The organism is Phenylobacterium sp. (assembly GCF_030651755.1).
Classification (GTDB): Bacteria; Pseudomonadota; Alphaproteobacteria; order Caulobacterales; family Caulobacteraceae; genus Phenylobacterium.
In genome coordinates this window covers 1-23637 of sequence record NZ_JAUSBZ010000101.1, presented here as the reverse complement: position 1 = coordinate 23637, position 23637 = coordinate 1, and the positions used below count along the sequence as shown (strand labels likewise).

Annotated in this window: 21 protein-coding genes; 13 read left to right on the top strand and 8 right to left on the bottom strand. The window is 66.7% G+C overall.

Annotated elements, in window-relative coordinates; translation table 11 throughout:
• The first annotated feature begins 13 nt into the window (after nucleotides 1–13).
• Genes rseP through lpxB form a run of 8 tightly spaced genes read left to right on the top strand, consistent with a single transcriptional unit; the run spans nucleotide 14 to nucleotide 8583 of the window.
• On the top strand, nucleotides 14–1231 hold the full coding sequence (rseP, locus tag Q7V15_RS09600) for an RIP metalloprotease RseP (protein ID WP_304755349.1): 1218 nt from the start codon (nucleotides 14–16) through the stop codon (nucleotides 1229–1231).
• Nucleotides 1232–1261: 30 nt separating this feature from the next.
• The gene (gene bamA, locus Q7V15_RS09595; protein ID WP_304755348.1) at nucleotides 1262–3616 is read left to right on the top strand and encodes an outer membrane protein assembly factor BamA; all 2355 of its coding nucleotides are present in this window, start codon (nucleotides 1262–1264) and stop codon (nucleotides 3614–3616) included.
• Nucleotides 3617–3620: 4 nt separating this feature from the next.
• Complete coding sequence (locus Q7V15_RS09590; protein ID WP_304755347.1) at nucleotides 3621–4238, top strand: OmpH family outer membrane protein; 618 nt, start codon at nucleotides 3621–3623, stop codon at nucleotides 4236–4238.
• 45 nt (nucleotides 4239–4283) lie between these two features.
• The gene (gene lpxD, locus Q7V15_RS09585; protein ID WP_304755346.1) at nucleotides 4284–5306 is read left to right on the top strand and encodes a UDP-3-O-(3-hydroxymyristoyl)glucosamine N-acyltransferase; all 1023 of its coding nucleotides are present in this window, start codon (nucleotides 4284–4286) and stop codon (nucleotides 5304–5306) included.
• Complete coding sequence (gene fabZ / locus Q7V15_RS09580) at nucleotides 5303–5776, top strand: 3-hydroxyacyl-ACP dehydratase FabZ (RefSeq protein ID WP_304755345.1); 474 nt, start codon at nucleotides 5303–5305, stop codon at nucleotides 5774–5776. The genes lpxD and fabZ overlap by 4 nt, the downstream gene beginning before the upstream one ends.
• Nucleotides 5773–6570 carry an acyl-ACP--UDP-N-acetylglucosamine O-acyltransferase gene (gene lpxA, locus Q7V15_RS09575; protein ID WP_304755344.1) on the top strand — a complete coding sequence of 266 codons (798 nt, stop codon included), beginning with the start codon at nucleotides 5773–5775 and terminating at the stop codon, nucleotides 6568–6570. Before fabZ ends, lpxA begins: the two co-directional genes overlap by 4 nt.
• Nucleotides 6571–6574: 4 nt before the next feature.
• Nucleotides 6575–7414: an LpxI family protein gene (locus tag Q7V15_RS09570; RefSeq protein ID WP_304755343.1), complete on the top strand. Its 840-nt coding sequence runs from the start codon at nucleotides 6575–6577 to the stop codon at nucleotides 7412–7414.
• On the top strand, nucleotides 7411–8583 hold the full coding sequence (gene lpxB, locus Q7V15_RS09565; protein WP_304755342.1) for a lipid-A-disaccharide synthase: 1173 nt from the start codon (nucleotides 7411–7413) through the stop codon (nucleotides 8581–8583). The genes Q7V15_RS09570 and lpxB overlap by 4 nt, the downstream gene beginning before the upstream one ends.
• Here lpxB and gltA read toward each other — a convergent pair.
• Both gltA and gltX read right to left on the bottom strand, forming a co-directional pair.
• Entirely contained in the window at nucleotides 8580–9863 is a 1284-nt protein-coding gene (gltA, locus tag Q7V15_RS09560; RefSeq protein WP_304755341.1) for a citrate synthase, read from the bottom strand. The genes lpxB and gltA overlap by 4 nt on opposite strands.
• Nucleotides 9864–9921: 58 nt before the next feature.
• On the bottom strand, nucleotides 9922–11328 hold the full coding sequence (gltX, locus tag Q7V15_RS09555; RefSeq protein ID WP_304755340.1) for a glutamate--tRNA ligase: 1407 nt from the start codon (nucleotides 11326–11328) through the stop codon (nucleotides 9922–9924).
• A gap of 124 nt (nucleotides 11329–11452) precedes the next feature.
• On the opposite strand from gltX, the gene Q7V15_RS09550 reads away from it, so the two are divergent.
• Complete coding sequence (locus Q7V15_RS09550; protein ID WP_304755339.1) at nucleotides 11453–13534, top strand: ComEC/Rec2 family competence protein; 2082 nt, start codon at nucleotides 11453–11455, stop codon at nucleotides 13532–13534.
• Here the strand turns inward: Q7V15_RS09550 and lexA are convergent.
• The 4 genes from lexA to Q7V15_RS09530 form a co-directional block, all read right to left on the bottom strand.
• On the bottom strand, nucleotides 13515–14207 hold the full coding sequence (gene lexA / locus Q7V15_RS09545) for a transcriptional repressor LexA (protein WP_304755338.1): 693 nt from the start codon (nucleotides 14205–14207) through the stop codon (nucleotides 13515–13517). The two genes, Q7V15_RS09550 and lexA, sit on opposite strands and share 20 nt — an antisense overlap.
• Nucleotides 14208–14356: 149 nt before the next feature.
• Nucleotides 14357–15145 carry an indole-3-glycerol phosphate synthase TrpC gene (trpC, locus tag Q7V15_RS09540; protein ID WP_304755337.1) on the bottom strand — a complete coding sequence of 263 codons (789 nt, stop codon included), beginning with the start codon at nucleotides 15143–15145 and terminating at the stop codon, nucleotides 14357–14359.
• Entirely contained in the window at nucleotides 15142–16155 is a 1014-nt protein-coding gene (trpD, locus tag Q7V15_RS09535) for an anthranilate phosphoribosyltransferase (RefSeq protein WP_304755336.1), read from the bottom strand. The genes trpC and trpD overlap by 4 nt, the downstream gene beginning before the upstream one ends.
• Before the next feature lie 3 nt (nucleotides 16156–16158).
• A complete protein-coding gene (locus Q7V15_RS09530) occupies nucleotides 16159–16749 on the bottom strand; it encodes an aminodeoxychorismate/anthranilate synthase component II (RefSeq protein WP_304755335.1) in 591 nt (196 codons plus the stop codon).
• A gap of 50 nt (nucleotides 16750–16799) precedes the next feature.
• Here Q7V15_RS09530 and Q7V15_RS09525 point away from each other — a divergent pair, with 50 nt between their 5' ends.
• Complete coding sequence (locus Q7V15_RS09525) at nucleotides 16800–17060, top strand: hypothetical protein (protein WP_304755334.1); 261 nt, start codon at nucleotides 16800–16802, stop codon at nucleotides 17058–17060.
• Here Q7V15_RS09525 and trpE read toward each other — a convergent pair.
• Together trpE and Q7V15_RS09515 are read right to left on the bottom strand one after the other, a co-directional pair.
• Nucleotides 17057–18589 (bottom strand): anthranilate synthase component I, encoded by a 1533-nt coding sequence (gene trpE / locus Q7V15_RS09520; RefSeq protein ID WP_304755333.1) that lies wholly within the window; start codon nucleotides 18587–18589, stop codon nucleotides 17057–17059. The genes Q7V15_RS09525 and trpE overlap by 4 nt on opposite strands.
• Nucleotides 18586–20535: a SurA N-terminal domain-containing protein gene (locus Q7V15_RS09515; protein ID WP_304755332.1), complete on the bottom strand. Its 1950-nt coding sequence runs from the start codon at nucleotides 20533–20535 to the stop codon at nucleotides 18586–18588. Before Q7V15_RS09515 ends, trpE begins: the two co-directional genes overlap by 4 nt.
• A 127-nt stretch (nucleotides 20536–20662) precedes the next feature.
• Here Q7V15_RS09515 and tpiA point away from each other — a divergent pair, with 127 nt between their 5' ends.
• The 3 genes from tpiA to Q7V15_RS09500 form a co-directional block, all read left to right on the top strand.
• Complete coding sequence (gene tpiA / locus Q7V15_RS09510) at nucleotides 20663–21415, top strand: triose-phosphate isomerase (RefSeq protein WP_304755331.1); 753 nt, start codon at nucleotides 20663–20665, stop codon at nucleotides 21413–21415.
• A gap of 165 nt (nucleotides 21416–21580) precedes the next feature.
• Complete coding sequence (gene secG / locus Q7V15_RS09505) at nucleotides 21581–22015, top strand: preprotein translocase subunit SecG (RefSeq protein WP_304755330.1); 435 nt, start codon at nucleotides 21581–21583, stop codon at nucleotides 22013–22015.
• A 150-nt stretch (nucleotides 22016–22165) separates the two neighbouring features.
• The coding region (locus tag Q7V15_RS09500; protein ID WP_304755329.1) for a CTP synthase at nucleotides 22166–23637 on the top strand (1472 nt) is incomplete at its 3' end.

The window sequence follows — 23637 nt, the reverse complement described above, 5'->3', positions numbered from 1 at the left end:
ACAGCCCCTTCCGATGTTCAGTCTCTTGCAGACGGCGCTCACCTACATCATCCCGTTCCTGCTCGTGCTCACCGTGGTGGTGACAATCCACGAGCTTGGGCACTATTGGGCTGCCCGCGCCTGCCGGGTGGCTATCGATCAGTTCTCCATCGGCTTTGGCCGTAAGATTTTCGGCTGGACCGACCGGCAGGGGGTCGAATGGCGGGTCGGGTGGATTCCGTTGGGGGGCTACGTCAAGTTCTCCGGCGATGAGAACGCCGCCAGCGTGCCTGATCACGACAACCTTGAGGCGATGCGCCAACGCATCGAGACTGAACAGGGCGCCGGCTCGGCCAATCGCTACTTCCATTTCAAGCCGGTCTGGCAGCGCGCCATCATCACGGCCGCCGGGCCCTTCGCCAACTTTGTCCTGGCGATCGTGATCTTCGCCGCCCTGCTGATGAGCGTGGGCGAAACCGTCATCCCCGCCCGGGTGGCGGCCGTACAGCCCGACAGCCCCGCGGCCCGCGCGGGCTTTGTCGTCGGCGACGTCGTGGTGCGCGCCAACGGGCAGAAGATCGACAACTTTTTCGATCTCCAGCAGATCATTGCCGTCCGCTCGAACGCGCCGACGGCCTTTGTCGTTGAACGCGCCGGTGAGCTTGTCCCCCTGACCGCGACCCCTGAGCGTCGGGTGGTGGAAGACCGGATGGGCGGCGAGCAGAAAATCGGCGTCCTGGGCATCGCCAGCCCCGCCCAGGTGGGTGAGCGCACCGTGCGGCGCTACGGGCCGCTGGAGGCGGTCGCCGGCGGCGCAGAGCGCACCTGGCGGGTGCTGAGCACCACGGTTTACTACCTGGGTCGGGTGGTGACCGGCCGAGAGAGCGCCGATCAGCTGGGGGGGCCGCTGCGGATCGCCCAAGCCTCCGGTCAGGTGGCCCAGTCTGGGGCCCAGGGGGCGCCGGACACCGGGTCCATGCTGCTCGGCAGCGGCGTCGCTCTTCTGGGCCTGACGGCCGTACTGTCGGTGGGGATCGGTTTCATGAACCTGCTGCCGGTGCCGATCCTCGATGGCGGACATTTGGTGTTCTACGCCTATGAGGCCGTGGCGCGCCGCCCTCTTGCGGCCAAGGTTCAGGCGGCAGGGTATCGAGTGGGCCTTGCGCTGTTGCTCGGATTGATGTTGTTCGCCACCTGGAACGATCTGCAGCAACTGCGCGTGTTCAAATTTCTCGGCGGCCTGATTTCCTAGGCTCGCCTTCCTCCCTTTACGGCTGATCAGATGCAAAGATCTCGCGCTCGTAGCGCTGCGCTCGCTTCCGGCTTCGCCCTGCTGCTGTCCTCGACCGCCCTGACGGCGCCGACGATCGCCGCGGCACAGGCCCAGACTGAGGTGGTGCAGCGTATCGCCGTCCGCGGCAACGAACGGATTGAGCAGGCGACCGTGCTCTCCTACCTGCCGATCCAGCCGGGTGACCGGGTGGACGCCGAACAGCTCGACCTGGCGCTGAAGGCGCTCTATCGCACGGACCTGTTTGCTGATGTGCGGATCAGCGCGGTCGGCGGCGAGGTGATTGTCGAGGTGGTGGAGAACCCGATCATCAATCGGGTGATCTTCGAGGGCAATCGCGGCCTCAAGGAAGACAAGCTGCGCGACGAGGTGACGCTCCGGCCCCGGGGGATCTTCACCCGGGCGCGTATCCAACAGGATGTTCAGCGGATCGTTGAGCTTTACCGGCGCTCAGGCCGGATCTCGGCCAATGTGACGCCGAAGATCGTCGAGCTGCCCCAGAAGCGCGTGGACGTCATCTTCGAGATCGACGAAGGGGCCAAGAGCGGGGTTCTGCGCACCAACTTCCTGGGCAATGTCGAGTTCTCCGACAATGACCTGCGCGACATCGTCGTGACGGAACAGAGCGCCTGGTACAAGCTGTTCACCAGCAACGCCAACTACGACCCTGATCGACTTGAATTCGATAAGGAAAAGCTACGCGAACACTATCGCAACCGCGGCTTTTATGACTTCCGCGTGATCTCGGCGATCGCCGAGCTGGCGCCGGACAAGAACGGCTTCGTCATCACCTACACGGTGGATGAGGGGCCGGAGTACAAGTTCGGAAAGATCCAGGTCGCCACCGAGCTGGAGAAGCTGAACAAGGAGACCCTGGTTCAGATCCTGCCCATCCGCGAAGGCCAGGTCTATCAGGATGCGCGCATCGAGCAGGCCACCGACACCCTGACCTTCGCGGCCGGCGCCGCCGGCTTCGCCTTCGTCGATGTGCGACCCCGCTACACGCCCAACCGGGAGACCCGAACGGTCGACGTGACCTTCCAGGTCAATGAAGGGCCGCGGGTCTATGTCGAACGCATCGACATCATCGGCAACACCCGCACCCTGGACTATGTGGTGCGGCGTGAGATGAACCTCGCCGAAGGGGACGCCTATAACCGTGTTCTGGTCGACCGCTCACGCAATCGGATCCGGGCCCTGGGCTTCTTCAAGGATGTGACCATCGAAGAAATCCCCGGCTCGGCGCCGGATCGCACGGGCCTTCAGGTTCAGGTGGAAGAGCAGCCGACCGGTGAGCTGTCCTTCAGCGCCGGCTATAGCTCTGTGGATCAGCTGATCCTCGACCTGGGCGTCACTGAACGGAATTTCCGTGGTCGCGGCCAGAATGTGCGCGCCCGGGTTTCGGTGGGCTCCCTGCGCCAGCAGGTGGACTTCTCCTTCACCGAGCCTCGCTTCATGGGGCGCGATCTGGGGGCGGGTCTCGATCTCTACTCGTACCGCTACGACCTCACAGACTACTCGGCCTACCGGACCAATACGATCGGCGGCGGGGTCCGGCTGGGCTTCCCCCTGACCCTGAACGCCCGGGGTTCGGCCCGCTACACCCTGCGCCGGGACGAGGTCGAGATTCCGGCCTCGTTCTGTGATCCGGCCGCCCCTGTGGTTTCGATCTCGCTCTGCCAACAACGTGGCTCGTACACGACCTCGCTCGTGGGCTACGGGGTCCGCCTTGATCGCCGGAACGATCCGATCAATCCGACGCGCGGGTTCTACACAGCGCTCAACCAGGATCTCGCCGGCGTTGGCGGGGACGTGAACTACCTCAAGACCGAGGTCGAGGGCGGCGTCTATTATGGGTTCTCACCCAGCTTCATCCTCAGCGGCACCGGTTCCATGGGCTATGTGGACGGCTGGAACGGCGACACCGTCCGGGTCAATGAGCGCTTCTACAAGGGCGGCAACAGCTTCCGCGGATTTGAGACCGCGGGCATTGGGGCGCGGGACCTCAATTCGAGCCGCGGTGACGCCCTGGGGGGCAAGGCCTACGCCATCGGCTCTGTGGAGCTGACAGTCCCCACCTTCCTTCCGGAGCAATATGGCGTAAAAGCCGCCGTGTTCTCCGAGTTCGGCACCTTGGGTCTGCTCGACGATGCGGATAAGCTCACCGTCTCCGGCGCCGTCGATCCCAATATCGTCGACGACCTGTCTCTGAGGGCCTCAGCAGGGCTCAGCATCTTCTGGCGTTCGCCCATGGGTCCGATCCGTTTCGACTTCAGCCAAGTTTTGGCCAAAGAAGATTACGATAAGACCGAAACCTTCCGGTTCTCCACCTCAACTAGGTTCTGATTTCATGACCACCAAAACCCTCGCCGCCGGCCTCTCCGCCGCGGTGCTAGCGCTCGCCCTCGCCCCCGGCGCCCAGGCGCAGCAAGCCGCGGCCGCCCCACAGGTGACCCACGGCGCCGCCATCGCGGGGGTCTGTGTGATGTCTCTGGATGGCGCCATCGGCGGCTCCACCGTCGGACAGTACGTCCAGACCCGCCTGCAGCAGATCGCCACCCAGGTGGAAGCCGAGCTGAAGGCTGAAGAAACCGCGATCACCAACGAGGCCCAGGCCATCGAACAGGGCCGCGCCAGCCTGAGCCAGGACGCCTTTGACAAGCGCCGCGCCGACCTGCAGGTCCGTGTGAACGCCTTCCAGCGCAAGGCGACGCTGCGTGAACGGGAGCTTGCGGTCACCCAACAGAAGGCCATCGCCCGCGTCGGCCAGGAAATGGAGCCGCTGATCCGTCAGGTCTACCAGCAGCGCCAGTGCGCCATGCTGGTGAACCGCGAGGCGCTTCTGTTCTCCAATCCGCAGATGGATGTGACCGCGCTGCTGGTCACCGCCCTCAATGGCAAGATCACCCAGTTCGCTTTCGACCGCGAACGGCTGGACCAGCAGGCCGCGGGCGCCCAGACTAGATAAGCCAGCGACTCGCCCAAAGGGGGCGCGGGTCGCGCTTGGAATCACATGCCTGACCCTCGCTTCTTTGAGGACCTCGGTCCGACCAGCCTATCCCGTCTCGCCGAGCTGACCGGCGCAGAGCTTGCGCCGGGCGTCGATGGCGCGCGCGACGTGACCGCCGTTTCGACTCTCGACCGGGCCCCGCCGGGCTCGGTCACCTTCCTTTCCGATCCTCGCCGGGTGGCGGAGATCGCCTCGACAAAGGCGAGCGCCGTCTTCCTGCACCCCAGTCTCGCCGGGTCGGCGCGCAGCGGTTGCGCGGCTTTGCTGACCAAGTCTCCCCAAGGGGCCTACGCCCTGGCCGCCCAGGCCATGTATCGGCCGATCCGGAACCGGTCGGCCGCCCTGCTGGCTCCCAGCGCCAAGCTTGAGGCCGATGTGCTGATCGAGCCGGGGGCGGTTATCGCCGACGGCGCCCATATCGGCGCGCGCACGGTGATCGGCGCCGGGGCGGTGATCGGGCCGGGCGTCAAGATCGGCCGGGATTGCGAGATCGGCGCTCGGGCGGTTGTCGGTTTCGCCCTGGTGGGTGACCGGGTGCGGATCTATGCCGGAGCCGTTATCGGCGAAGCTGGATTCGGGGCGACGGTCGGTCCTGCGGGGCTGATCGACATTCCGCAACTGGGTCGGGTGGTGATCCAGGACGGAGTCACCATTGGCGCGGGCGCCTGTGTTGATCGCGGGGCCTATGACGACACGATCATTGGAGAGAACACCAAGATCGACAACATGGTGCAGATCGCCCACAACGTCCGCATCGGCCGCAACTGTGTCATGGCGGCCCATACGGGGATATCTGGCAGCGTGACCATCGGCGATGGCGCGCAGTTTGGCGGGCGTGCTGGCGTCGCCGATCACCTGATCATCGGGGAGGGCGCGCGGGTCGCCGCGGCCGCCGGCGTCATGCGTGACGTACCTGCCGGAGAGACCTGGGGCGGGTTTCCGGCCCGGCCACTGAAGAAATGGATGCGCGAGGTCGCATGGCTGTCGAGGATGGCCACGCGTCGCGGAGATGGAGCAGGCGCATGAGCCGCAAAGCGCCGGTCAACGAGAACCCGGACGAGATCGATATCTCGGAAATTCTGCGGCGGATTCCCCACCGCTACCCCTTTCTGCTGGTGGACCGAGCCGAAGCCTACAAGCCGAGCGAGTCCATCGTCGGCATCAAGTGCGTCACTTTCAACGAGCCGTTCTTCGCCGGACACTTTCCGGAGTATCCGGTGATGCCCGGGGTGCTGATCGTCGAAGCCCTGGCGCAGACCGGCGCGGTCCTGATGTCCAAGTCGCTGGACGTGGACGTGGCCGGCAAGACCATTCTGTTCATCTCCCTGGACAATTGCCGGTTCCGCCAGCCGGTGCGCCCGGGTGACGTCCTGCGGATGCCCGTCGAGGTGGTTAAGCACCGGGGAGATCTGTTCAAATTCAAGGGACAGGCCATGGTGGGCGACAAGGTCGCCGCCGAGGCTGAGTTCGCCGCGATGGTGGTGGCCACCCAATGAGCGTTGAAATCCATCCCACCGCGATTATCGCCCCCGGGGCTGAACTCGCTGAGGGCGTCCGCATCGGACCTTTCTCGATCATCGGCGAGCATGTGCGCCTGGGCGCCCGCACTGAGGTGATGTCCCATGTCGTGATCGAAGGTCACACGACCATCGGAAGCGACTGCACGGTGCGGAACTTCTCCAACCTGGGCGGACCGCCGCACCACACTGGCTATCGGGGCGAGCCTACAGAGCTGATTATCGGCGACCGCAACCGCCTGTGGGAGCACGTCACCATGCACATCGGCACCCCCGATGGCGGCGGCGTCACCCGGGTGGGGAATGATGGCATGTACATGGCTACCAGCCATGTGGGGCATGACTGCCATGTCGGTGACAATGTGGTGCTGGCCCACTCAGCGACCCTGGGCGGCCATGTGGACGTGGGCGACTTCGTCATGGTCAGCGGTCTGGCGGCGGTTCACCAGCATTGCCGGGTTGGCCGATATTCCTTCATTGGCGGTCTGGCTGCGGTGACGAAGGACGTCATTCCCTATGGACTGGTCTGGGGAAACCACGCCCATCTTGAGGGCCTGAATCTTGTGGGCCTCAAGCGCCGCAATTTCTCCCGCGAGATGATCTCGGAGCTTCGCTCGGCCTATCGGCTTCTGTTCGCCGAGGAAGGCACCTTCCAGGAGCGGATTGATGACGCCACGGCCACCTTTGGCCATAGCGCCCCGGTGATGGAAATCATCGACTTCATCCGTGCTGAAGCCAATCGCCCGCTCTGCCTGCCGGAGCGGGAGATCTAGGGCCTTGACCAAGCTCGGCCTGATCGCGGGCGGCGGCGGATTGCCGGTCGAGATCGCCGAGGCCTGCCAGCAGGCCGGTCGGCCGTTTTTCGTGATCCGCCTCAAGGGTTTCGCCGGCGCCGACCTCGCGGGGTTCCCGGGGGCCGATATCGGGATCGCCGAACTGGGCAAGTGCATCCGGACGCTGAAGGGCGCGGGATGCCAGTCGGTGTGTTTTGCCGGTCTGGTCAGTCGCCCGGATTTCGCCGCACTCAAGCCCGATGTCCGGGGCCTCAAGGCGCTTCCTGGACTCATTGCGGCGGCAAGGCGCGGGGATGACGGTCTTCTGCGGGCCTTGCTGCAGGAGTTCGAAAAGGAAGGCTTCATCGTTGAAGGCGCCGATGAAGCGATGGGGGATCTGCGCCTGCCGGCCGGGCCGCTGGGCCGGGTGCGGCCGGACGAGCGCCATCAGGCTGACATCGCACGCGCCATGCTCGTGGCCCGCGAGATCGGGCGGCTGGACGTCGGGCAGGGGGCCGTCGTCTGCGACGGTCTGGTCCTGGCGGTGGAGGCGCAGGAGGGCACTGACGCCATGCTGCGCCGGGTGGCCGATCTGCCGCGCGCCCTGCGTGGCGAGCCGGGCGCCCTGCGCGGCGTATTGGCCAAGGCGCCCAAGCCGATCCAGGAAACCCGGGTCGATCTCCCCACCATCGGTCTTGCGACCATTGAACGCGCCGCCCGGGCCGGCCTGGCTGGCGTAGCGGGGGAGGCGGGTCGGCTGCTGGTGCTGGACCGTGAAAGGGTGATCGAGATGGCCGATGGCCTCGGGCTGTTCGTGTACGGCGTGGAGTCTGAAGGCCGATGACCACTCCCCTCTGCATCATGCTTGTGGCCGCCGAGGCCTCCGGCGACGGCCGCGGCGCCGAGTTGATGGCCGCCCTCAAGGCCCACCTGGGACCGGGGGGCGTACGGTTTGTCGGGCTGGGCGGCGAGCGGATGACCGCCGAGGGGCTGGCCAGCCCCTTCGACATGTCCGAACTGTCGATCCTGGGACTCGTGGAAGGACTGATGGCCTATCGTCGGGTCATCCGGCGGGCCGACGAGATGGCGGCTCTGGCGCGGCGCGAAAAGCCTGATGTCGCCATCCTGATCGACTCCTGGGGCTTTACCATACGTCTGGCCCAGCGCCTGAAGGCCCAGACGCCAGACCTGCCCGTAATCAAGTATGTCGCCCCGCAGGTCTGGGCCTATCGCGCCGGACGCGCCGCTGTCCTGGCCCGGCATGTGGATCATCTGCTGTCGATCCACACCTTCGACGCCCCCTATTTCGAGAAGCTGGGACTGCCCGTCACCTTTGTCGGGAATAGCACCCTGGGCCTGGACTTTTCCGGCGCTCAGCCCGAGGCGCTGCGTCGGCGGCTGGGCATCGGCCCAACCGAACCTGTCCTGCTTGTCCTGCCGGGAAGCCGGGCAAGTGAGATTCAGCGCGTGCTGCCGCCCTTCGAGGAAGCTGTCGCTCTGCTCAAGGCCGCCCGGCCCAATCTACAGGTGATCCTGCCGGTCGCCTCCACCGTGGCCGACCAGGTGAAGGCCAGGGTCGCCGGGTGGCCGCATCGGGTCCATGTGGTCGAGGGCGAGGCTGACCGATACGCCGCCATGAAGGCCGCGACGGTGGCTTTGGCCTGTTCCGGTACGGTAACCACCGAGTTGGCCCTTGCAGGCACGCCGATGGTGGTGGGTTATCGGCTGGCGCCGCTGACCTATGCGATCCTGCAACTGCTGATCCGCACGGACTATGTGACCCTGTTCAACATCGCCGCCCAGGCCTTTGTGGCGCCAGAACTGATCCAGGGGGATTGTGTTGGCCCCAAGCTGGCGCGGGAACTGGCGCTAAGACTGGATGACCCCGAACTCCGCGCGACGCAGGTTGCGGCGCAGAATCAGGCCCTGACCAAAATGGGGCGCGGCGGCCCCGATCCCTCGGAGGCCGCCGCGCTGGCCGTTCTAAAGATTCTTGGTCGGGGCGCGGCTTAGCCGCGCTTATCGACCGAGGTGTAGTCGCGCTGAGCCGCGCCGGTATAGATCTGGCGCGGACGGCCGATCTTCTGGGACGGATCCTCGACCATTTCCTTCCACTGGGCGATCCAGCCGACGGTCCGCGCGAGTGCGAACAGCACGGTGAACATTTCCGGCGGGAAGCCGAGCGCCCGCAGAGTGATGCCCGAATAGAAGTCCACGTTCGGATAGAGCTTGCGCTCGACGAAGTAGGGATCGCTGAGCGCGATCTTCTCCAACTCCATGGCCACCTTCAGCAGGGGGTCATCGGTGTTGCCGACTTCGGCCAGGACTTCGTGACAGGTGGTCTGCATGACCTTGGCGCGGGGGTCGTAGTTCTTATAGACCCGGTGGCCAAAGCCCATCAGCCGGTAGCGGCGGTCCTTCACGCCCTGGACGTATTCGGGGATGTTCTCCACCGAACCGATCTCGGCCAGCATGTTGAGCGCCTCTTCGTTGGCGCCCCCATGGCTTGGGCCCCACAGGCAGGCGATGCCGGCGGCGATGCAGGCGAAGGGATTGGCGCCCGACGATCCGGCCAGGCGGACGGTCGAGGTCGAGGCGTTCTGCTCGTGATCGGCGTGCAGGATGAAGATGCGGTCCATGGCCCGGGTCAGGACCGGATTGGGCTTCCAGTCCTCGGCCGGAACCGAGAAGCACATCCGCAAGAAGTTCTCGGCATAGGATTCGTCGTTGCGCGGATGCACGAACGGCTGACCCTTGGAGTACTTGAACGCCCGCGCCGCGATTGTCGGCATCTTGGCGATCATGCGATGGGCCGAGATCATCCGCTGCTGCGGATCATCAATATTGGTGCTGTCATGATAGAAGGCTGACAGCGCCCCGACCGCGCCGACCATGATGGCCATCGGGTGGGCGTCGCGCCGGAACCCGCCGAAGAAGCGGTCGAACTGTTCGTGCAACATCGTGTGGTAGGTGATGTTGTGGTCGAACTCGGCGAACTGGCTCGCCGTGGGCAGCTCGCCGTGCAGGAGAAGGTAGCAGACCTCGAGGAAGCTCGACTTTTCCGCCAGCTGGTCGATCGGGTAGCCGCGGTGCAACAGAACGCCCGCATCGCCATCGATGTAGGTGATCTTGCTCTCGCAGCTCGCCGTCGAGGTGAAGCCTGGGTCGTAGGTGAAGACGTCGGCCTCGGCGTAGAGCTTGCGTACGTCAACCACGTCCGGACCCGTCGTACCCTTCAAGATGGGTAGCTCGACGGTCTTGGAGCCGATGCTGATCTTCGCCGTATCGCCCATGCCATCCCCTTTCAATGACTAGGAATTAAAACGTCTGTTCGCTTGGCCTTATAGCGGTTTACGCAGCGGGCGAAAGCGCGTCGTGGAGCCGGCCAAGGCTTTCGTCCTGACCGAGCGCGGTGAGGGCGCCAGCGAGGTCCGGCGCCGAAGCGCCGCCCGCCAGACACATTCGAAGCGCCGGCCCAAACTTGCCGATGCCGATCGATTCTGATTCCGCGAAAGCGCGGATCTCAGACTCAAGGCTCGGCACGTCCCAGGCCGTCGCGGCGGCCAGCCGATCTCGCAGCCGGCCAAGGCGGCCGCGGGTTTCATCCGTCAGCAGGCTCGTGGCCTTTTCCGGCAGGGCAAGCGGCCGCGGGGTCAGGACGAACACGGTGGAGTCCGCCAGGTCGAGCATGGTCTTGGCGCCGTCGCGAACCAGCGGAATCGCGCGCTCCAGAACGGGGCGCAGGTCGGCGGGAACCCTGAGGCCGCGGCTGTCATGGATGGCGCAGACCAGGTCGGCGAGGCGGCCGATCTCCGCCTGGCGGATATAGTGGTTGTTGATGTGGTTGAGCTTGGCCCAGTCCAGCCGCGCCGGGGCGCTGACCACATCAACGATATCGAACCAACTGATCGCCTGTTCGTCGGAGAAAATCTCATCATCGCCATGGCCCCAGCCGAGCCGGGCCAGATAGTTGCGCATGGCCTCGGGCAGATAGCCCATCGAATCGAATTCGCTCACGGCTTGGGCGCCGTGGCGTTTGGAGAGCTTGGCGCCGTCAGGTCCGTGGATCAGCGGCAGGTGGGCCCAGACCGGGACCTCCCATCCAAGGGCCTTGTAGATCAGGGCCTGGCGCGCGGCGTTGTTAAGGTGATCGTCACCGCGGATGACGTGGGTCACGCCCATGTCATGGTCATCAACCACCACGGCCAAATTGTAGGTCGGCGAGCCGTCAGTGCGCAGCAGGATCAGGTCGTCCAGATCCTTGTTCTGGAACCGGATGTCGCCCTTGACCTTGTCAGCCACCACGGTGTCGCCGGTGAGCGGACTCTTCAGTCGAACCACGAAGGGCCGGTCAGGGGCGTCATTGGGGGTGATGTCCCGCCAGGGCGAGCGAACCACCCGGCCCTCAGCGCGGGCGGTTTCGCGCTCGGCCTCCAGTTCCTCGGGCGTCATATAGTCGCGATAGGCCTCTCCGCGGGCCAGCAGGTCCTCTACCGCCGCCCGGTGGCGGTCAGCGCGAGCGGCCTGGAACACGGGGGGTTCGTCGGCCTCGAGGCCGAGCCACCTCATCCCCTCAAAGATCACCTCAACGGCGGCCTGGGTGGAGCGCTCGCGATCGGTGTCCTCCACGCGCAACAGGAACTTGCCGCCGGTGTGGCGCGCATAAAGCCAGTTGAAAAGCGCAGTCCGGGCCGTGCCTATATGCATGGAGCCGGTGGGAGAGGGGGCGATCCGGGTGACGACGGGACGGTCGGGCATCGAGGTCGGGGGTTCTGAGCTGTCGCAGGCCGGCGGGATCGCCGGGCGATGGGGCCGGCGTCTTAGCATGGCCCTGTCCCGCCCTCCTAGTGCGCGCGCCGTGGCGGGCGCAGTGGCGCGACAAATGGCCGACCAGGTCGATCGCTGGAGCCTGTGGACTCCTGTCGCCTTTGGATTGGGGTGCGCGGCCTATTTCACCCTCGACCGGGAGCCTCTGAGCCTGGTGGCGAAGGGCCTCTTGGTCCTGGCCATCGTTCTGCTGGTCGCCGCGCGGCGCTTGAACCTGAGCCGGGCTGGCGCTCTGGTCCTTGTCCTCACGGCCTTCGCCTTGGCGGGCTTTTCAACGGCAAAGTTCAGAACCCAGGCTGTATCGGGGCCCGTGGCGCCCGCCCTGGCCGGACCTGTTCAGGCGGCAGGTTGGGTGGTGGACGTGGCCAATCCAGGGCAGGGCGGCGGCAGTCGTGTCGTCATCGCACCAACTCACATTGAGGGGTTGCCGGCTGAAGCGACTCCCAGCCGCCTGCGGGTCACCCTGCGCGCCACCTCTCCGCCGGAGCCAGGAACGGCAGTTCAGGTCCTGGCCCTGATCAACCCACCCCCGCCGCCGGCCAGCCCAGGCGGTTATGACTTCGCCCGAGACGCCTATTTTGAGAGCATCGGTGGGGTGGGTTTCGCCCTGCGGCCGCCGGAGGTGGTTGAGCTTCCAGCGCCCCCCGGCCGCCTGGCCCTGGAAATGCGGATCAACGCCGCCCGTTGGACCTTGGCGAAGAAAATTGTCGCCTCCATGGGAGAGGAAACCGGCGGCCTGGCGGCCGCCATGGTGATTGGCAATCAGGCCTTCATCCCGCGCGAACAGATCGAACACATGCGGGCTTCTGGATTGGCGCATCTGATCGCCATATCGGGCCTGCACATGGCGATTGTCGGCGGGTTTGTTTTCACCGCCGTTCGCGCCGGCGTCGCCGCATGGCCTTGGCTGGCCCTTCGGGTGTCGAGCAAAAAGGTCGCCGCCCTGGCGGGTCTTGCGGCGGTCGGCTGCTATCTCGTGGTCTCAGGCGCGCCAGCCCCGGCCGAGCGGGCGGCCATCACAGCCTCCGTAGCCTTCGCCGCGGTGATCTTCGACCGCCGGGCCATCAGCCTGCATGGCTTGGCCCTGGCGGCCCTCATCGTCATGCTGATCCACCCCGAAGCGGTGACTGAGCCCGGATTTCAGATGTCGTTTTCGGCGACCGCGGCGCTGGTCGCCCTGGCGGAGGTCTGGCCGAGGGCGATCCGCGAGATCAGCGCGCCGTGGCCGATTCGCTTAGCCCAGACCGCCATGACCTGGCTGGCCGCCAGCCTGGCGGCGAGCTTTGTGGCCGGCATGGCGACCGGCCCCTTCGCCCTGCAACATTTCAACCGCATGGCCACCTATGGCCTGGCCGCCAACCTCGCGGCCTCTCCGATCTCCTCCTTCCTGATGATGCCAAGCCTGGCGGTCGGGGCGGCGCTGACGCCACTTGGCCTCGGCGACATCCCGCTGATGGTGTCCGGCTGGGGGATCGGCGCGATCGCGAGTGTCGCGAAGTTCGCCGCTGAGGCGCCTGGCGCCAACCTGCTGATCCCCAGCGCTCCGGCCTGGGCCTTGCCCAGCGCCTTTCTGGGCATTCTCTGGATGTGCCTCTGGCGGGGGGCGATCCGCTGGATCGGCCTGCCGTTCGCCCTGGCCGTCAGTCTGGCGCCGCGGCCCGATCCGCCGGTCCTCTGGGTCGCCGCCGACGGCGCCCAGGTGGCGGTCCGCCAGGGTGAGCAGGCGGTCCTGCTGCGTCCTGACGTCAAACGATTCGGGGCCGAGCGGTGGGCGCAGCGGCATGGACTGGGGGCGACGCCGGATGCAGGTCCGCGGGACGCCCTCTATGACTGTGATCGGTGGACCTGCCGGCCGGGGGAAAATTCCCCGGCGCCGGTCGCCGCCTATTGGAGCCGCAAGGCGCCCGACGCCGACACCCTGGCCGCCCTTTGCGCCTCAGCCGAACTGATCGTCATCCGACCGAGTTTGCCGGCCCACGCCTGTCCCGGAAAGATCATTCTGAGTGGCTCAGACTTCGAGCGCGGCGGCTCTGTGGAGTTGAGGCGGAGCCGTGACGGCGTCTGGCGAGCCCAGTGGGCCCAGGACCTGCGCGGACGCCGGCCCTGGAGCTGGGGTCCTAGTGGTAACGTCGAATGAGGCCCACCAGACGACCTTGGACGGCCACCTGATCGGGACCGAAAATCCGGGTCTCATAGGCCGGATTGGCGGCCTCGAGCGCAATGGAAGCGCCCTTGCGTCGCAGGCGTTTCAGGGTGGCCTCCTCGCCCATGACCAGGGCCACGACGATCTCGCCCGAGTTGGCCGAGTCCGCCCGGCGGATCACCACATAGTCCCCGTCCAGAATGCCGGCGTTGATCATGGAGTCGCCCTGCACCTCGAGCACAAAGTGCTCTCCGGCCCCCAACATGGATTCCGGCACATGAAGGCGGTCCCGTTCCTGCTGGATGGCTTCGATGGGCGTGCCTGCGGCGATCTTGCCGAGCACTGAGAGTTCCCGGGTGTCGTTAGCCACGGCCGGGGCAGGCGCTTCGCTGGGATCCACCAGATGGGGTCGGAAGGCCTGGCGGCCCTTTGGGGGCGCCGAGGCGGTGGCCTCCTGGGGTAGCTTGACGACCTCAAGGGCCCGCGCCCGATGGGGCAGTCGGCGCAGGAAACCACGTTCCTCGAGGGCGGTGATCAGCCGATGAATTCCGGATTTGGAGGCCAGGTCGAGGGCTTCCTTCATCTCGTCGAAGGACGGCGAGACGCCGGTCTCCTTGATCCGCTCATGGATGAACATGAGCAGTTCGTGCTGCTTACGGGTCAGCATTGGACTTCCCAACCTAGAGAACAAATCGCAAACGTTATGAATGTTCTCTAGGCGTTCTTCCTTAATGTCAAGTTACCCCCATGGCCGTTGAAATCGCTGAAAATCCTGAACGTTGTTGCGGGGGGGCAGGCCGACTCGGCCGCTGGACTTCAGGCGAGCAGGGCGCGGGCCGCCTTGGCGACGTCAGCCTGACGCATCAGACTTTCACCGACCAACATGGCCCGGGCGCCGACGGCTTCCAGCCGGCGGACATCTTCGGGCCCGGCGATGCCGCTCTCCGTGACCAGCAGGGCGCCGGCCGGCGCCAGGGCGGCCAGGCGCTCGGTGATCGAGAGATCGGTTTCGAAAGTGCGGAGGTTGCGGTTGTTGACCCCGACCAGCGTCGCCCCAAGGCGGTCGGCGCGCTCCATCTCGGCCTCGTCATGAACCTCGACCAAAGCGTCCATGCCCCAGGCCTTGGCTTCGGTCAGCAGGTCGGCGGCTAACGCATCATCCACCATGGCCATGATGATCAGGATAGCGTCGGCGCCCAGGGCGCGGGACTCGGCCACCTGCCAGGGGTCCACCAGGAAGTCCTTGCGGATCGCCGGCAGGCTGACAGCATTCCGTGCGGTGACCAGATAGGCGTCGTCGCCCTGGAAGCTGGGACCGTCGGTGAGCACCGACAGGCAGGCCGCGCCGCCAGCCGCATAGGCCTGAGCCAGGGCCGGGGGATCGAAGTCGGCGCGGATCAGACCTTTGGACGGCGAGGCCTTCTTGATCTCGGCGATCAGGGCCAGACGGCCTGGCGCGTGGGCCCTGATCAGGGCTGAATGAAAACCCCGCGGGGCGCTGGCCGCCTTCGCGGCCGATTCGACCTCGGCCGAGGTGCGGGCGGTCTTTCGCTCGGTGACCTCGGCCCGCTTGTAGGTGGCGATCTGATCGAGAATGTCGCTCATGAGTTGGTGATCTCACGGAGGCGGTCGAGAGCGGCCATCGCCATGCCGTCGTCGATCGCCTTTTCCGCCAGGGCCACCCCCTCGGTAAGGGTCTCCACCTTGTCGGCGACCAGGAAAGCGGCGGCGGCGTTCAAGGCGACGATGTCGCGATAGGGCCCGGTCTCCCCCTGGAGAAGGGCGAGCAGGGCGGCGGCGTTCACGTCCGGCGGCCCGCCGGTCAGGTCCGAGAGGGCCCCGCGGGGCAGGCCCACGGCCTCCGGTGTGATGGTGAAGAGTCGCACCTGACCATCGCGGTATTCGGCGACCAGAGTCTCGCCGGTGGTGGTCATCTCGTCCATGCCGCCGCCATGAACCACCCAGGCGCGCTCGGCGCCCAGGCCGCCCAGCACCCGGGCCAAGGGCTCGACCCAACGCTCGGAAAAGACGCCAAGGACCTGCCGTTGCGCACCGGCCGGGTTGGCCAGAGGCCCCAGCAGGTTGAACAGGGTGCGGAAGCCGAGCTCGGCCCGGATCGGGGAGACATGCTTCATCGCCCCGTGGTGAGCCTGGGCGAACAGGAAGCAGAGCCCCGCCTGGTCCAGGGCGCGGAGCTGCTGTTCGCGGCCGGCGTTGATGTTGACCCCGAGCGCGGCGAGCACGTCGGCGCCGCCAGACCGGGATGACAGGGCGCGGTTGCCGTGCTTGGCCACCTTCAGCCCGCCGCCGGCCGCCACAAAGGCGACGGCGGTTGAGATATTGAGGGTGTGGAGCCCGTCGCCGCCGGTGCCGCAGACATCGATCACCTGGAAGGGATGCTCCAGGGTAATTGCGGCTTCGCGCATCGCCCGGGCGCAGGCGGTGATTTCCCCCACCGTCTCGCCACGCATCCGCATCGCCGTCAGCGCCGCGGCCACCTGGGCCGGCGTCGGCTCGCCTCTCAGGCAGGCGGCGAAAAAGACCTGGGCGTCGTCCTCCGACAGGGTCGCCCCATCAACCAGGCGAGCGAGCAGGGGCTTGAAGGCCTCGGACATGGGTCAGGCCGGGCTCAGGCGTTTGGCGCCGGCGAGGTCGAGGAAATTGGCGAGCAGGGCATGGCCGCCTTCGGTGGCGATGGATTCCGGGTGGAACTGAACGCCAAAGATCGGCCGGCTCACATGCTGCACGCCCATGACCTCGCCGTCCTCGGTCCAGGCGGTGATCTCCAGCACGTCGGGCATGGTCTCCCGGCGAACAGACAGACTGTGATAGCGGGTGGCGGTGAAGGGGTTGGGCAGGCCAGCGAAGACGCCCTTGCCCGTGTGATGCATCGGGCTCGTCTTGCCGTGCATCAGGCTGGCGGCGCGAATGACCTCGCCGCCGAAGGCCTGGCCGATGGCCTGGTGTCCGAGACAGACTCCCAGGATCGGCAAGTCGGTCGGCGCCGTCGCCAGCAGGTCGAGACAGATGCCAGCCTCATTGGGCGTGCAGGGGCCAGGAGACAGCAATACGCCTTCCGGCTTTAGCGCGATCGCCTCTTCGGCGCTCAGCGCATCATTGCGGTGGACCAGCGTTTCGGCCCCAAGCTCGTTCAGATAGTGGACGAGGTTGTAGGTGAAGCTGTCGTAGTTATCGACGACGAGGATCATGGGGTTTCTCTAGGCGAAAGCTCTGGCCGGCGCAAAGCGCCACATTGCATATGGCCGCCGTCAGGCCGATGCTCAATCCCATGTCGCTCACCGATTCCGCCCTCGATTCCGAGGCCATCGCCCAAGCTAGGCGCCTCTTGTCGCCCGCACCGGCCAGAGAGCGTCTTTGGCCCGTGGTCGGCGCCGCGGCCTTCGCCGCCGTGGCGGCCCTGGCCTTGGCTGGGGCGATGATCACAGCGCCGCCCGTCGTCAGCCAGTCCATGGCGGTTGGCGATGGGTCTGAAGGCGAGCTGCCTGGTCCGGAGTTCTAGACGAACCGCCAGGCGTCTTCGGCGGCGCGCCGCAGGGCGCGGGCCTTGTGCAGGGTCTCGTCATATTCGGCGTCGGGATCTGAATCCGCCACCACCCCGCCGCCAGCCTGGATGTACATCTGGCCGTCCTTGAAGCAGGCGGTGCGCAGGACGATGCAGGTGTCAACGGAGCCATCGGCGCCGAAATAGCCGACAGCGCCGGCATAGGCGACGCCCCGCTTCTCGATCTCCAGCTCATCGATGATCTGCATGGCGCGAACCTTTGGCGCCCCCGAGAGGGTGCCCGCCGGCAGGGCGGCCATCAGCACGTCCACAGGGTCGACCCCCTCAGGCGCATCTCCCTCCACATTGGAGACCAGATGCATGACGTGGCTGTAGCGCTCGACGAAGAAGGAATCGGTGACCCGGACGGCGGGCCCCTTTTGACGCTGCGTCTCGGCGTTGCGCCCAGGCTGGCGCAGCATGGCGACCCGACCCACATCGTTGCGGCCCAGATCCAGCAGCATCAGATGCTCAGCCCGCTCCTTGGGATCGGCGATCAGCTCCTGCTCGAGGGCCAAATCCTCCTCCGGAGTCGCGCCACGGGGGCGAGTCCCGGCGATCGGGCGGATGGTGATCTTCCCATCCCGCAGGCGGACCAGAATTTCGGGACTGGACCCCGCCAGCTGGAAGTCGCCGAAGTTCAGATAGAACAGGAAGGGCGACGGATTGGTCCGCCGCAGCGACCGGTAGAGCGTCAGGGGATCGAGCGGGAAGGGCGCCCGGAACCTGTGGCTCGGAACCACCTGGAAGATGTCGCCGGCCCGGATATAGCCCTTGGCCTTCTCGACGATCTCTCGATAGGCCTCGCGGCTGATCGGGGTGGTGAAGGCGTCCGGGGTTGGGACGCCGGTCCCGGTGAGCCCAGGCGCGGGACGACGCAGGTCCTCCATCACCGCCGCAAGACGCCCCTTGGCCGCGTCGTAGGCCGCCTGGGCCGTTTCAGGGCCGGGGCGCACGGTTGTCGCCAGGATGATCTCCTGGCCGATGGAATCAAAGATGGCCACGATGGAGGGCCGCGTCATGATCCCATCAGGCAGACCCAGAGGGTCGGGATTGACGTCGGGCAGGCGCTCGACGAGCCGGACCATGTCGTAGCCCAGGGCGCCAAAGACGCCGGCCACCATCGGCGGCAGGCCCGGCGGGATATCCAGGCGGGCGCTGGCCACCAGGTCGCGAAGCGAGTCCAGGGTCTTGGCCGTCTGGGTTGTGAACCGCCCCGCGGCGATGTCGTGCCCTTCGGCCAGCTCGGCGGTCTCCCCCCGGCAGCGCCAGACCAGGTCCGGCTTGAGGGTGATCACCGAATAGCGGCCTCTCCAGGCGCCGCCCTCCACCGATTCGAAGAGGAAGGCGTAGGGCTGGCCCTGGGCGATCTTCAGATAGGCCGAAACCGGCGTCTCCAGATCGTCGATCAGGCGGGTCCAGACCACCTGGGCCGCCCCCGCCGCATATCGGGGGGCAAAATCGTCAAAGGCGGGCTCTAGGCTCACTTTGCAGGCTCTTTCGTCGCCGGAGCCTTGGGCGCAGGCGCCGTCTTGGCCGCAGGCGCCAGGGGTTCAAGACCGAGGGCTGCGCGGGCGCGGTTCTCGTCGGTACGCACCTTGACCTTGTCCCGCGCGGCCAGGCTTGAGGCCTCGGCCATGTCACGGAAAAGGGCCATGCTGGCCTGTCCGCGGCCGGCTTCGACCGCCTGGGCGACCTGGGTGACGTCTCCGGGGCGAACGGCTTCGAGTTTGCCCACCACCATGCCGAAGGACACGTCGCGGGCTGTGAATACAGCCTGAGGCTCAGCGCCAAAGGCCTGAGCCAGGGCGTCTTCCGACAGGCGCTCGCCGGGGCGGGCGGTGGTGCGGCTCAGACCCGTGGCGCGGGTCACCCGGGCGCCAATGGTGTTGGCGGCGGCTTCCAGGGTCTGGCCGCCGCGGACCAGTTCAGCCAGTTCAGCAGCCTTGGCCTCCAGACGCCGCAGCATTTCCCGTTGCATCCAGACCTGGGTCAGCAGGGGCCGCACCTCGTCCAGGGCGGGCAGGGCCGGCGCGATCACCCGCTCGGCGCGGACGGCGAAGTACTGGCCTTCCGTCAGCTCGGTCAGATCAGACTCCGTTCCCTCGGCGAGGGCGAAGGCGGTCTCCAGAATCCGCGGGGTCAGGCCCTGCACGGGCTGGCCCTCCTGGTCGCGGCCCTGTTCGCTGACCGCGGGCAGGGTGATCACCGTCGCGCCGGCCGCCTGGGCGGCCTCGGCCAGGGTGGCGCCGCCCACATGGGCCTCTTCATAGGCCTGGGTGCGCTCATAGACCTTCTCGGCGGCCTGATCGCGGCGGATTTCGGCCTCCAGCATGGGGCGCACATCCTCCAGGGTCGGTTCGCGACCCGGGGTGATCGCCGTCACCTTGACCACGGCGAGGCCGAGGTCGCCCTCGATGGGATTGCTGACGGCCCCTTCGGCGAGGGCGAAGGCGGCCTCAGCCACCTTGCGGTCGGCGATGGCGCTGCGGGGACGTTGGTCGTAGGCGATCGGCTCGACGCCGATGTCCTGCGCCACCGCATTGGGATCCTCTCCCTGACGAAGGCGCTGAGCGATGCGGGCCGCCGTCGCCTGATCCCGGGCTGGGATCTGGATCAGGGTGCGGGTTTCGGGCCTGGCCAGGGTGTCACGCCGGAAATCGAACCGCTCCTGAAGCTCGGCTTGCGAGACCGCAGTCTGCAGGTCCTCTGGCCGCGGGGCGAAGCGCACCAGGGACAGGACGCGGAATTCCGGCAGCCTCAGCTGGGCGGCGTTTTCTTCCATGAAGGCCTGAAGCTGGGCGTCGGTCGGGGCGCCGGGCGCCTCCACCGAGGACACGCCCACCTGGAAAAAGCCAATGTCGCGCTCTTCCAGGTCGACCATGGCGGCCAGAGCGCCATAGGCCCGAGGCGCCCGCAGGCCGCTCACCAGACCGGAGGCGAAGTGCTGTTGCGCGATTTCGTCCTCCAGCAGGGCGATGAAGCGGTCCGAGGTGAGGTTGGTCTCCCCCAGGCGCTGTTCCATCAGGTTCTTGTCGAAGCGCCCGCTGATGGGATCGAAGAAGGCCGGGATCTGGCGGAGCTGGTCGGCCACCAGGCTGTCGCCAGGGCGCAGGCCCATCCGGTCGAGGGTTTCCGCCAGGGCCAGACGGGTGGCCACCTGCTCCAGCAGGCCGGCGATGACCCCGTTCTCGGCGGCCATCTGCGGCGTTATGGGCTGCCCCATCTGCTGCTCGGCGTTCTGGCGCCACTGATCGTACTCCCGCCGGAAGTCCTGATCGTTGAAGGACCTGCCGCCGGCCTTGACCACGGAGGATGAGATCTGTCCCTGAAGGACATCGGACATGCCGAACACAGCAAAGCTGATGACCAACAGGCCGATCAGGATGGCCGCCACCCAGGATTTTGCGAAGTTGCGGAAAGCAGTGATCATTGAGGACCCTTCCTCGGGCGCGACGTCCAGAGGGGCGGGTATAGTGGAGGCGGCTTCCCCCCCGCAAGCACGTGACAGCATCGATCGCTTGGCTTAACCGCCACATCGATCCCACGGAGAGGCCCAGATGAGCGCACCCACCCCCTTGATCGCCGGCAATTGGAAGATGAACGGGACCGCGGAGTCCCTGGCCCAGGCCAGCGCCGTGGCCGCCGCCGCCCCCGCCGCCGGGGTGCGCGTGGCCCTCTGTCCCCCCGCCACCCTGTTGGCGTCCATGAGCCGCGCCCTGGCGGGTGGTCAGGTGATGATTGGCGCCCAGGACTGTCACCCCGAGCCCTCCGGCGCCTTCACCGGGGACATCTCCGCTGAGATGCTGGCCGACGCCGGCGCGAGCCTGGTCATCCTGGGTCACTCCGAACGCCGTGCGGGCCATGGGGAGGATGACGCCGCCGTGGCGTCCAAGGTTCAGGCGGCCCTGCGGGCGGGCCTGGAGCCGATCATCTGTGTCGGCGAAACCCGGCAGGAGCGCGAAGCCGGCCAAGCCCTGGCGGTTGTGACCGGCCAGGTTCGGGGCTCGCTGCCGGCCGCCCTGGCCGGAAAGGCTTTTACGGTGGCCTATGAGCCGGTCTGGGCGATCGGGACGGGCCTGACCCCGACCCTGGAAGACATTGTTGAGGTCCATCAGGCGATCCGCGCCACCTTGCGGGACATGTTCGGCGAGGGGGGCGGCGCCCCGGCCATTCTCTATGGCGGCTCGGTGAAGCCCGGCAACGCCGCGGAGATTCTCGCCCTACCGGAGGTTGGCGGCGCCCTGGTGGGCGGGGCCTCCCTGAAGGCGGAAGACTTCCTGGCCATTGTCGCCGGTTCGCCAAAGGCCTAGCTAAGGGACGTCGTCCTGCCGGACGGCGAATTGCGGCGCCCTCGAGTCCTGGCGCATTGACCTGGGCCCTATGGCCTTGGCGTGCTGAGGATGATAGAGCGCGCGCTTGGTTTTTTGGCGCGGCCAGCCCCGGGGCGCCCGCACCCAGACGTTTTGGACTTGTCCATGCTTCTCAGCATTCTGCTCGCCATTCAGATCTTTGTCTGTCTCGCCCTGATCGCCCTCGTGCTGCTGCAGCGTTCCGAGGGTGGGGCGCTTGGCATGGGCGGCGGCGGCTCGGGCAATTTCATGAGCGCCCGCGGCGCGGGGAACTTCCTGTCGCGCTTCACCTGGATTCTCGGCGGGGTGTTCTTCGCCCTGAGCCTGACCATCACCCTGGTTTCGGGCCGGGTCAGCGGCGGTTCGGCCGTGGACCGGCTGAACATCGAAGCCCTTGATCCCAGCCTGCTCAACACCGCCCCGGTCGCGCCGACCCCTGCGCCGGCCGCGACGCCGGACACCGGCGGCGGTCTCGACGCCCCGGCCGCCCAGATCCGCAACCCGTTCCTTGACGCCGAACTCGGTGAAGGCGACGGCGCGCCGGTCGCGCCCGCCCCCTAACGCTGACCGCCTGAGAGGCTCTGGACGCCTCATGGCGTCGTCAGGGTCGTGCGTTTCCCGTCACCGGCCGCCCCTTGCGGTCATGCTAGACACTATGGCGCACCCGTTGATGCGGGGCCGCGCCCCGAATCGATGGTAGGTTGACCGCCCATGACCCGGTACATTTTCATCACCGGCGGCGTGGTCTCCTCCCTGGGAAAAGGTCTCGCCTCCGCCGCCCTTGGCGCGCTCCTGCAGGCCCGTGGCTATAAGGTCCGCCTGCGCAAGCTCGACCCCTATCTGAACGTCGATCCGGGCACGATGAGTCCCTATCAGCACGGGGAGGTCTTCGTCACCGAGGACGGGGCTGAAACCGACCTGGACCTGGGCCACTACGAGCGGTTCACCGGGGTCAACGCCACCCGCGGCGACAACGTCACCACCGGCCAGATCTACAAGACCATCCTCGAGAAAGAGCGGCGCGGCGACTATCTGGGCGCCACCGTCCAGGTCATTCCCCACGTCACCGACGAGATCAAACGCTTCGTCCTGTCCGATCCCGGCGAGGGGGTCGACTTCGTTCTGGTGGAGATTGGCGGCACCGTCGGCGATATCGAGGGCCTGCCCTTCTTCGAGGCCATCCGCCAGCTTGGCCAGCAGTTGCCCCGGGGCCATGTGTGCTTCGTCCACCTGACGCTCCTGCCCTACATCAAGACCGCCGGCGAGATGAAGACCAAGCCGACCCAGCATTCGGTCAAGGAGCTGCGGTCCATCGGCATCCAGCCCGACATCCTGCTCTGTCGCTGCGAGACCGAGATCCCGGCCGGGGAGCGGCGCAAGATCGCGCTGTTCTGCAATGTCCGCGAGAGCGCGGTGATCGAGGCACAGGACTCCGACAGCATCTACACCGTGCCGCTGGACTATCACCGCCAGGGCCTGGACACCGAGGTGCTGGAGGTGTTCGGCATCACCGATGCGCCCGCGCCGGACCTGTCGCGCTGGGAGACCATCGGCCACACCCTGACCCACCCGGACGGCGAGGTGAATATCGCCATCGTCGGCAAATATACCGGCCTGACCGACGCCTATAAGTCCCTGGTCGAAGCCCTGGTCCATGGCGGGGTGGCCAACACTGTCCGGGTCCGATTCGACTGGGTCGAGGGCGAGGCCTTCGAGGGCGGAGACGAGAGCCTGATCTCCGAACGCCTCACCGGGGTGCATGGCGTTCTGGTGCCGGGCGCCTTCGGTCAGCGGGGCTCTGAAGGCATGATCGAGGCGGTCCGCTTCGCCCGGGAGCACGAGATTCCCTATTTCGGCATCTGTTTCGGTATGCAGATGGCCATGATCGAAGCCGCCCGGAATCTGGCCGGCCTGAAGGACGCCTCCTCCACGGAATTTGGCCCCACCTCCGAACCCGTCGTCGGCCTGATGACCGAATGGGTGCGCGGCAATGAGCGGGAAACCCGCGGCGAGGGCGACAATCTGGGGGGCACTATGCGCCTTGGCGCCTATGACGCCGTCCTGACTCCGGGCTCTCGGGTGGCGGACATCTATGGCGGCCAGGCGATCAGCGAGCGCCACCGCCACCGCTATGAGGTCAATATCGGCTATCGCGAGGCCATCGAGGGCACGGGCCTGACCTT

What these genes read in the sequence shown, in the direction of transcription:
- rseP (WP_304755349.1), top strand. Translation starts at nt 14, where the DNA reads ATGTTCAGTCTCTTGCAGACGGCGCTCACCTACATCATCCCGTTCCTG.
- bamA (WP_304755348.1), top strand. Translation starts at nt 1,262, where the DNA reads ATGCAAAGATCTCGCGCTCGTAGCGCTGCGCTCGCTTCCGGCTTCGCC.
- Q7V15_RS09590 (WP_304755347.1), top strand. Translation starts at nt 3,621, where the DNA reads ATGACCACCAAAACCCTCGCCGCCGGCCTCTCCGCCGCGGTGCTAGCG.
- lpxD (WP_304755346.1), top strand. Translation starts at nt 4,284, where the DNA reads ATGCCTGACCCTCGCTTCTTTGAGGACCTCGGTCCGACCAGCCTATCC.
- fabZ (WP_304755345.1), top strand. Translation starts at nt 5,303, where the DNA reads ATGAGCCGCAAAGCGCCGGTCAACGAGAACCCGGACGAGATCGATATC.
- lpxA (WP_304755344.1), top strand. Translation starts at nt 5,773, where the DNA reads ATGAGCGTTGAAATCCATCCCACCGCGATTATCGCCCCCGGGGCTGAA.
- lpxB (WP_304755342.1), top strand. Translation starts at nt 7,411, where the DNA reads ATGACCACTCCCCTCTGCATCATGCTTGTGGCCGCCGAGGCCTCCGGC.
- gltA (WP_304755341.1), bottom strand. Translation starts at nt 9,863, where the DNA reads ATGGGCGATACGGCGAAGATCAGCATCGGCTCCAAGACCGTCGAGCTA.
- gltX (WP_304755340.1), bottom strand. Translation starts at nt 11,328, where the DNA reads ATGCCCGACCGTCCCGTCGTCACCCGGATCGCCCCCTCTCCCACCGGC.
- Q7V15_RS09550 (WP_304755339.1), top strand. Translation starts at nt 11,453, where the DNA reads ATGGCCGACCAGGTCGATCGCTGGAGCCTGTGGACTCCTGTCGCCTTT.
- lexA (WP_304755338.1), bottom strand. Translation starts at nt 14,207, where the DNA reads ATGCTGACCCGTAAGCAGCACGAACTGCTCATGTTCATCCATGAGCGG.
- trpC (WP_304755337.1), bottom strand. Translation starts at nt 15,145, where the DNA reads ATGAGCGACATTCTCGATCAGATCGCCACCTACAAGCGGGCCGAGGTC.
- trpD (WP_304755336.1), bottom strand. Translation starts at nt 16,155, where the DNA reads ATGTCCGAGGCCTTCAAGCCCCTGCTCGCTCGCCTGGTTGATGGGGCG.
- Q7V15_RS09530 (WP_304755335.1), bottom strand. Translation starts at nt 16,749, where the DNA reads ATGATCCTCGTCGTCGATAACTACGACAGCTTCACCTACAACCTCGTC.
- Q7V15_RS09525 (WP_304755334.1), top strand. Translation starts at nt 16,800, where the DNA reads ATGGCCGCCGTCAGGCCGATGCTCAATCCCATGTCGCTCACCGATTCC.
- Q7V15_RS09515 (WP_304755332.1), bottom strand. Translation starts at nt 20,535, where the DNA reads ATGATCACTGCTTTCCGCAACTTCGCAAAATCCTGGGTGGCGGCCATC.
- tpiA (WP_304755331.1), top strand. Translation starts at nt 20,663, where the DNA reads ATGAGCGCACCCACCCCCTTGATCGCCGGCAATTGGAAGATGAACGGG.
- secG (WP_304755330.1), top strand. Translation starts at nt 21,581, where the DNA reads ATGCTTCTCAGCATTCTGCTCGCCATTCAGATCTTTGTCTGTCTCGCC.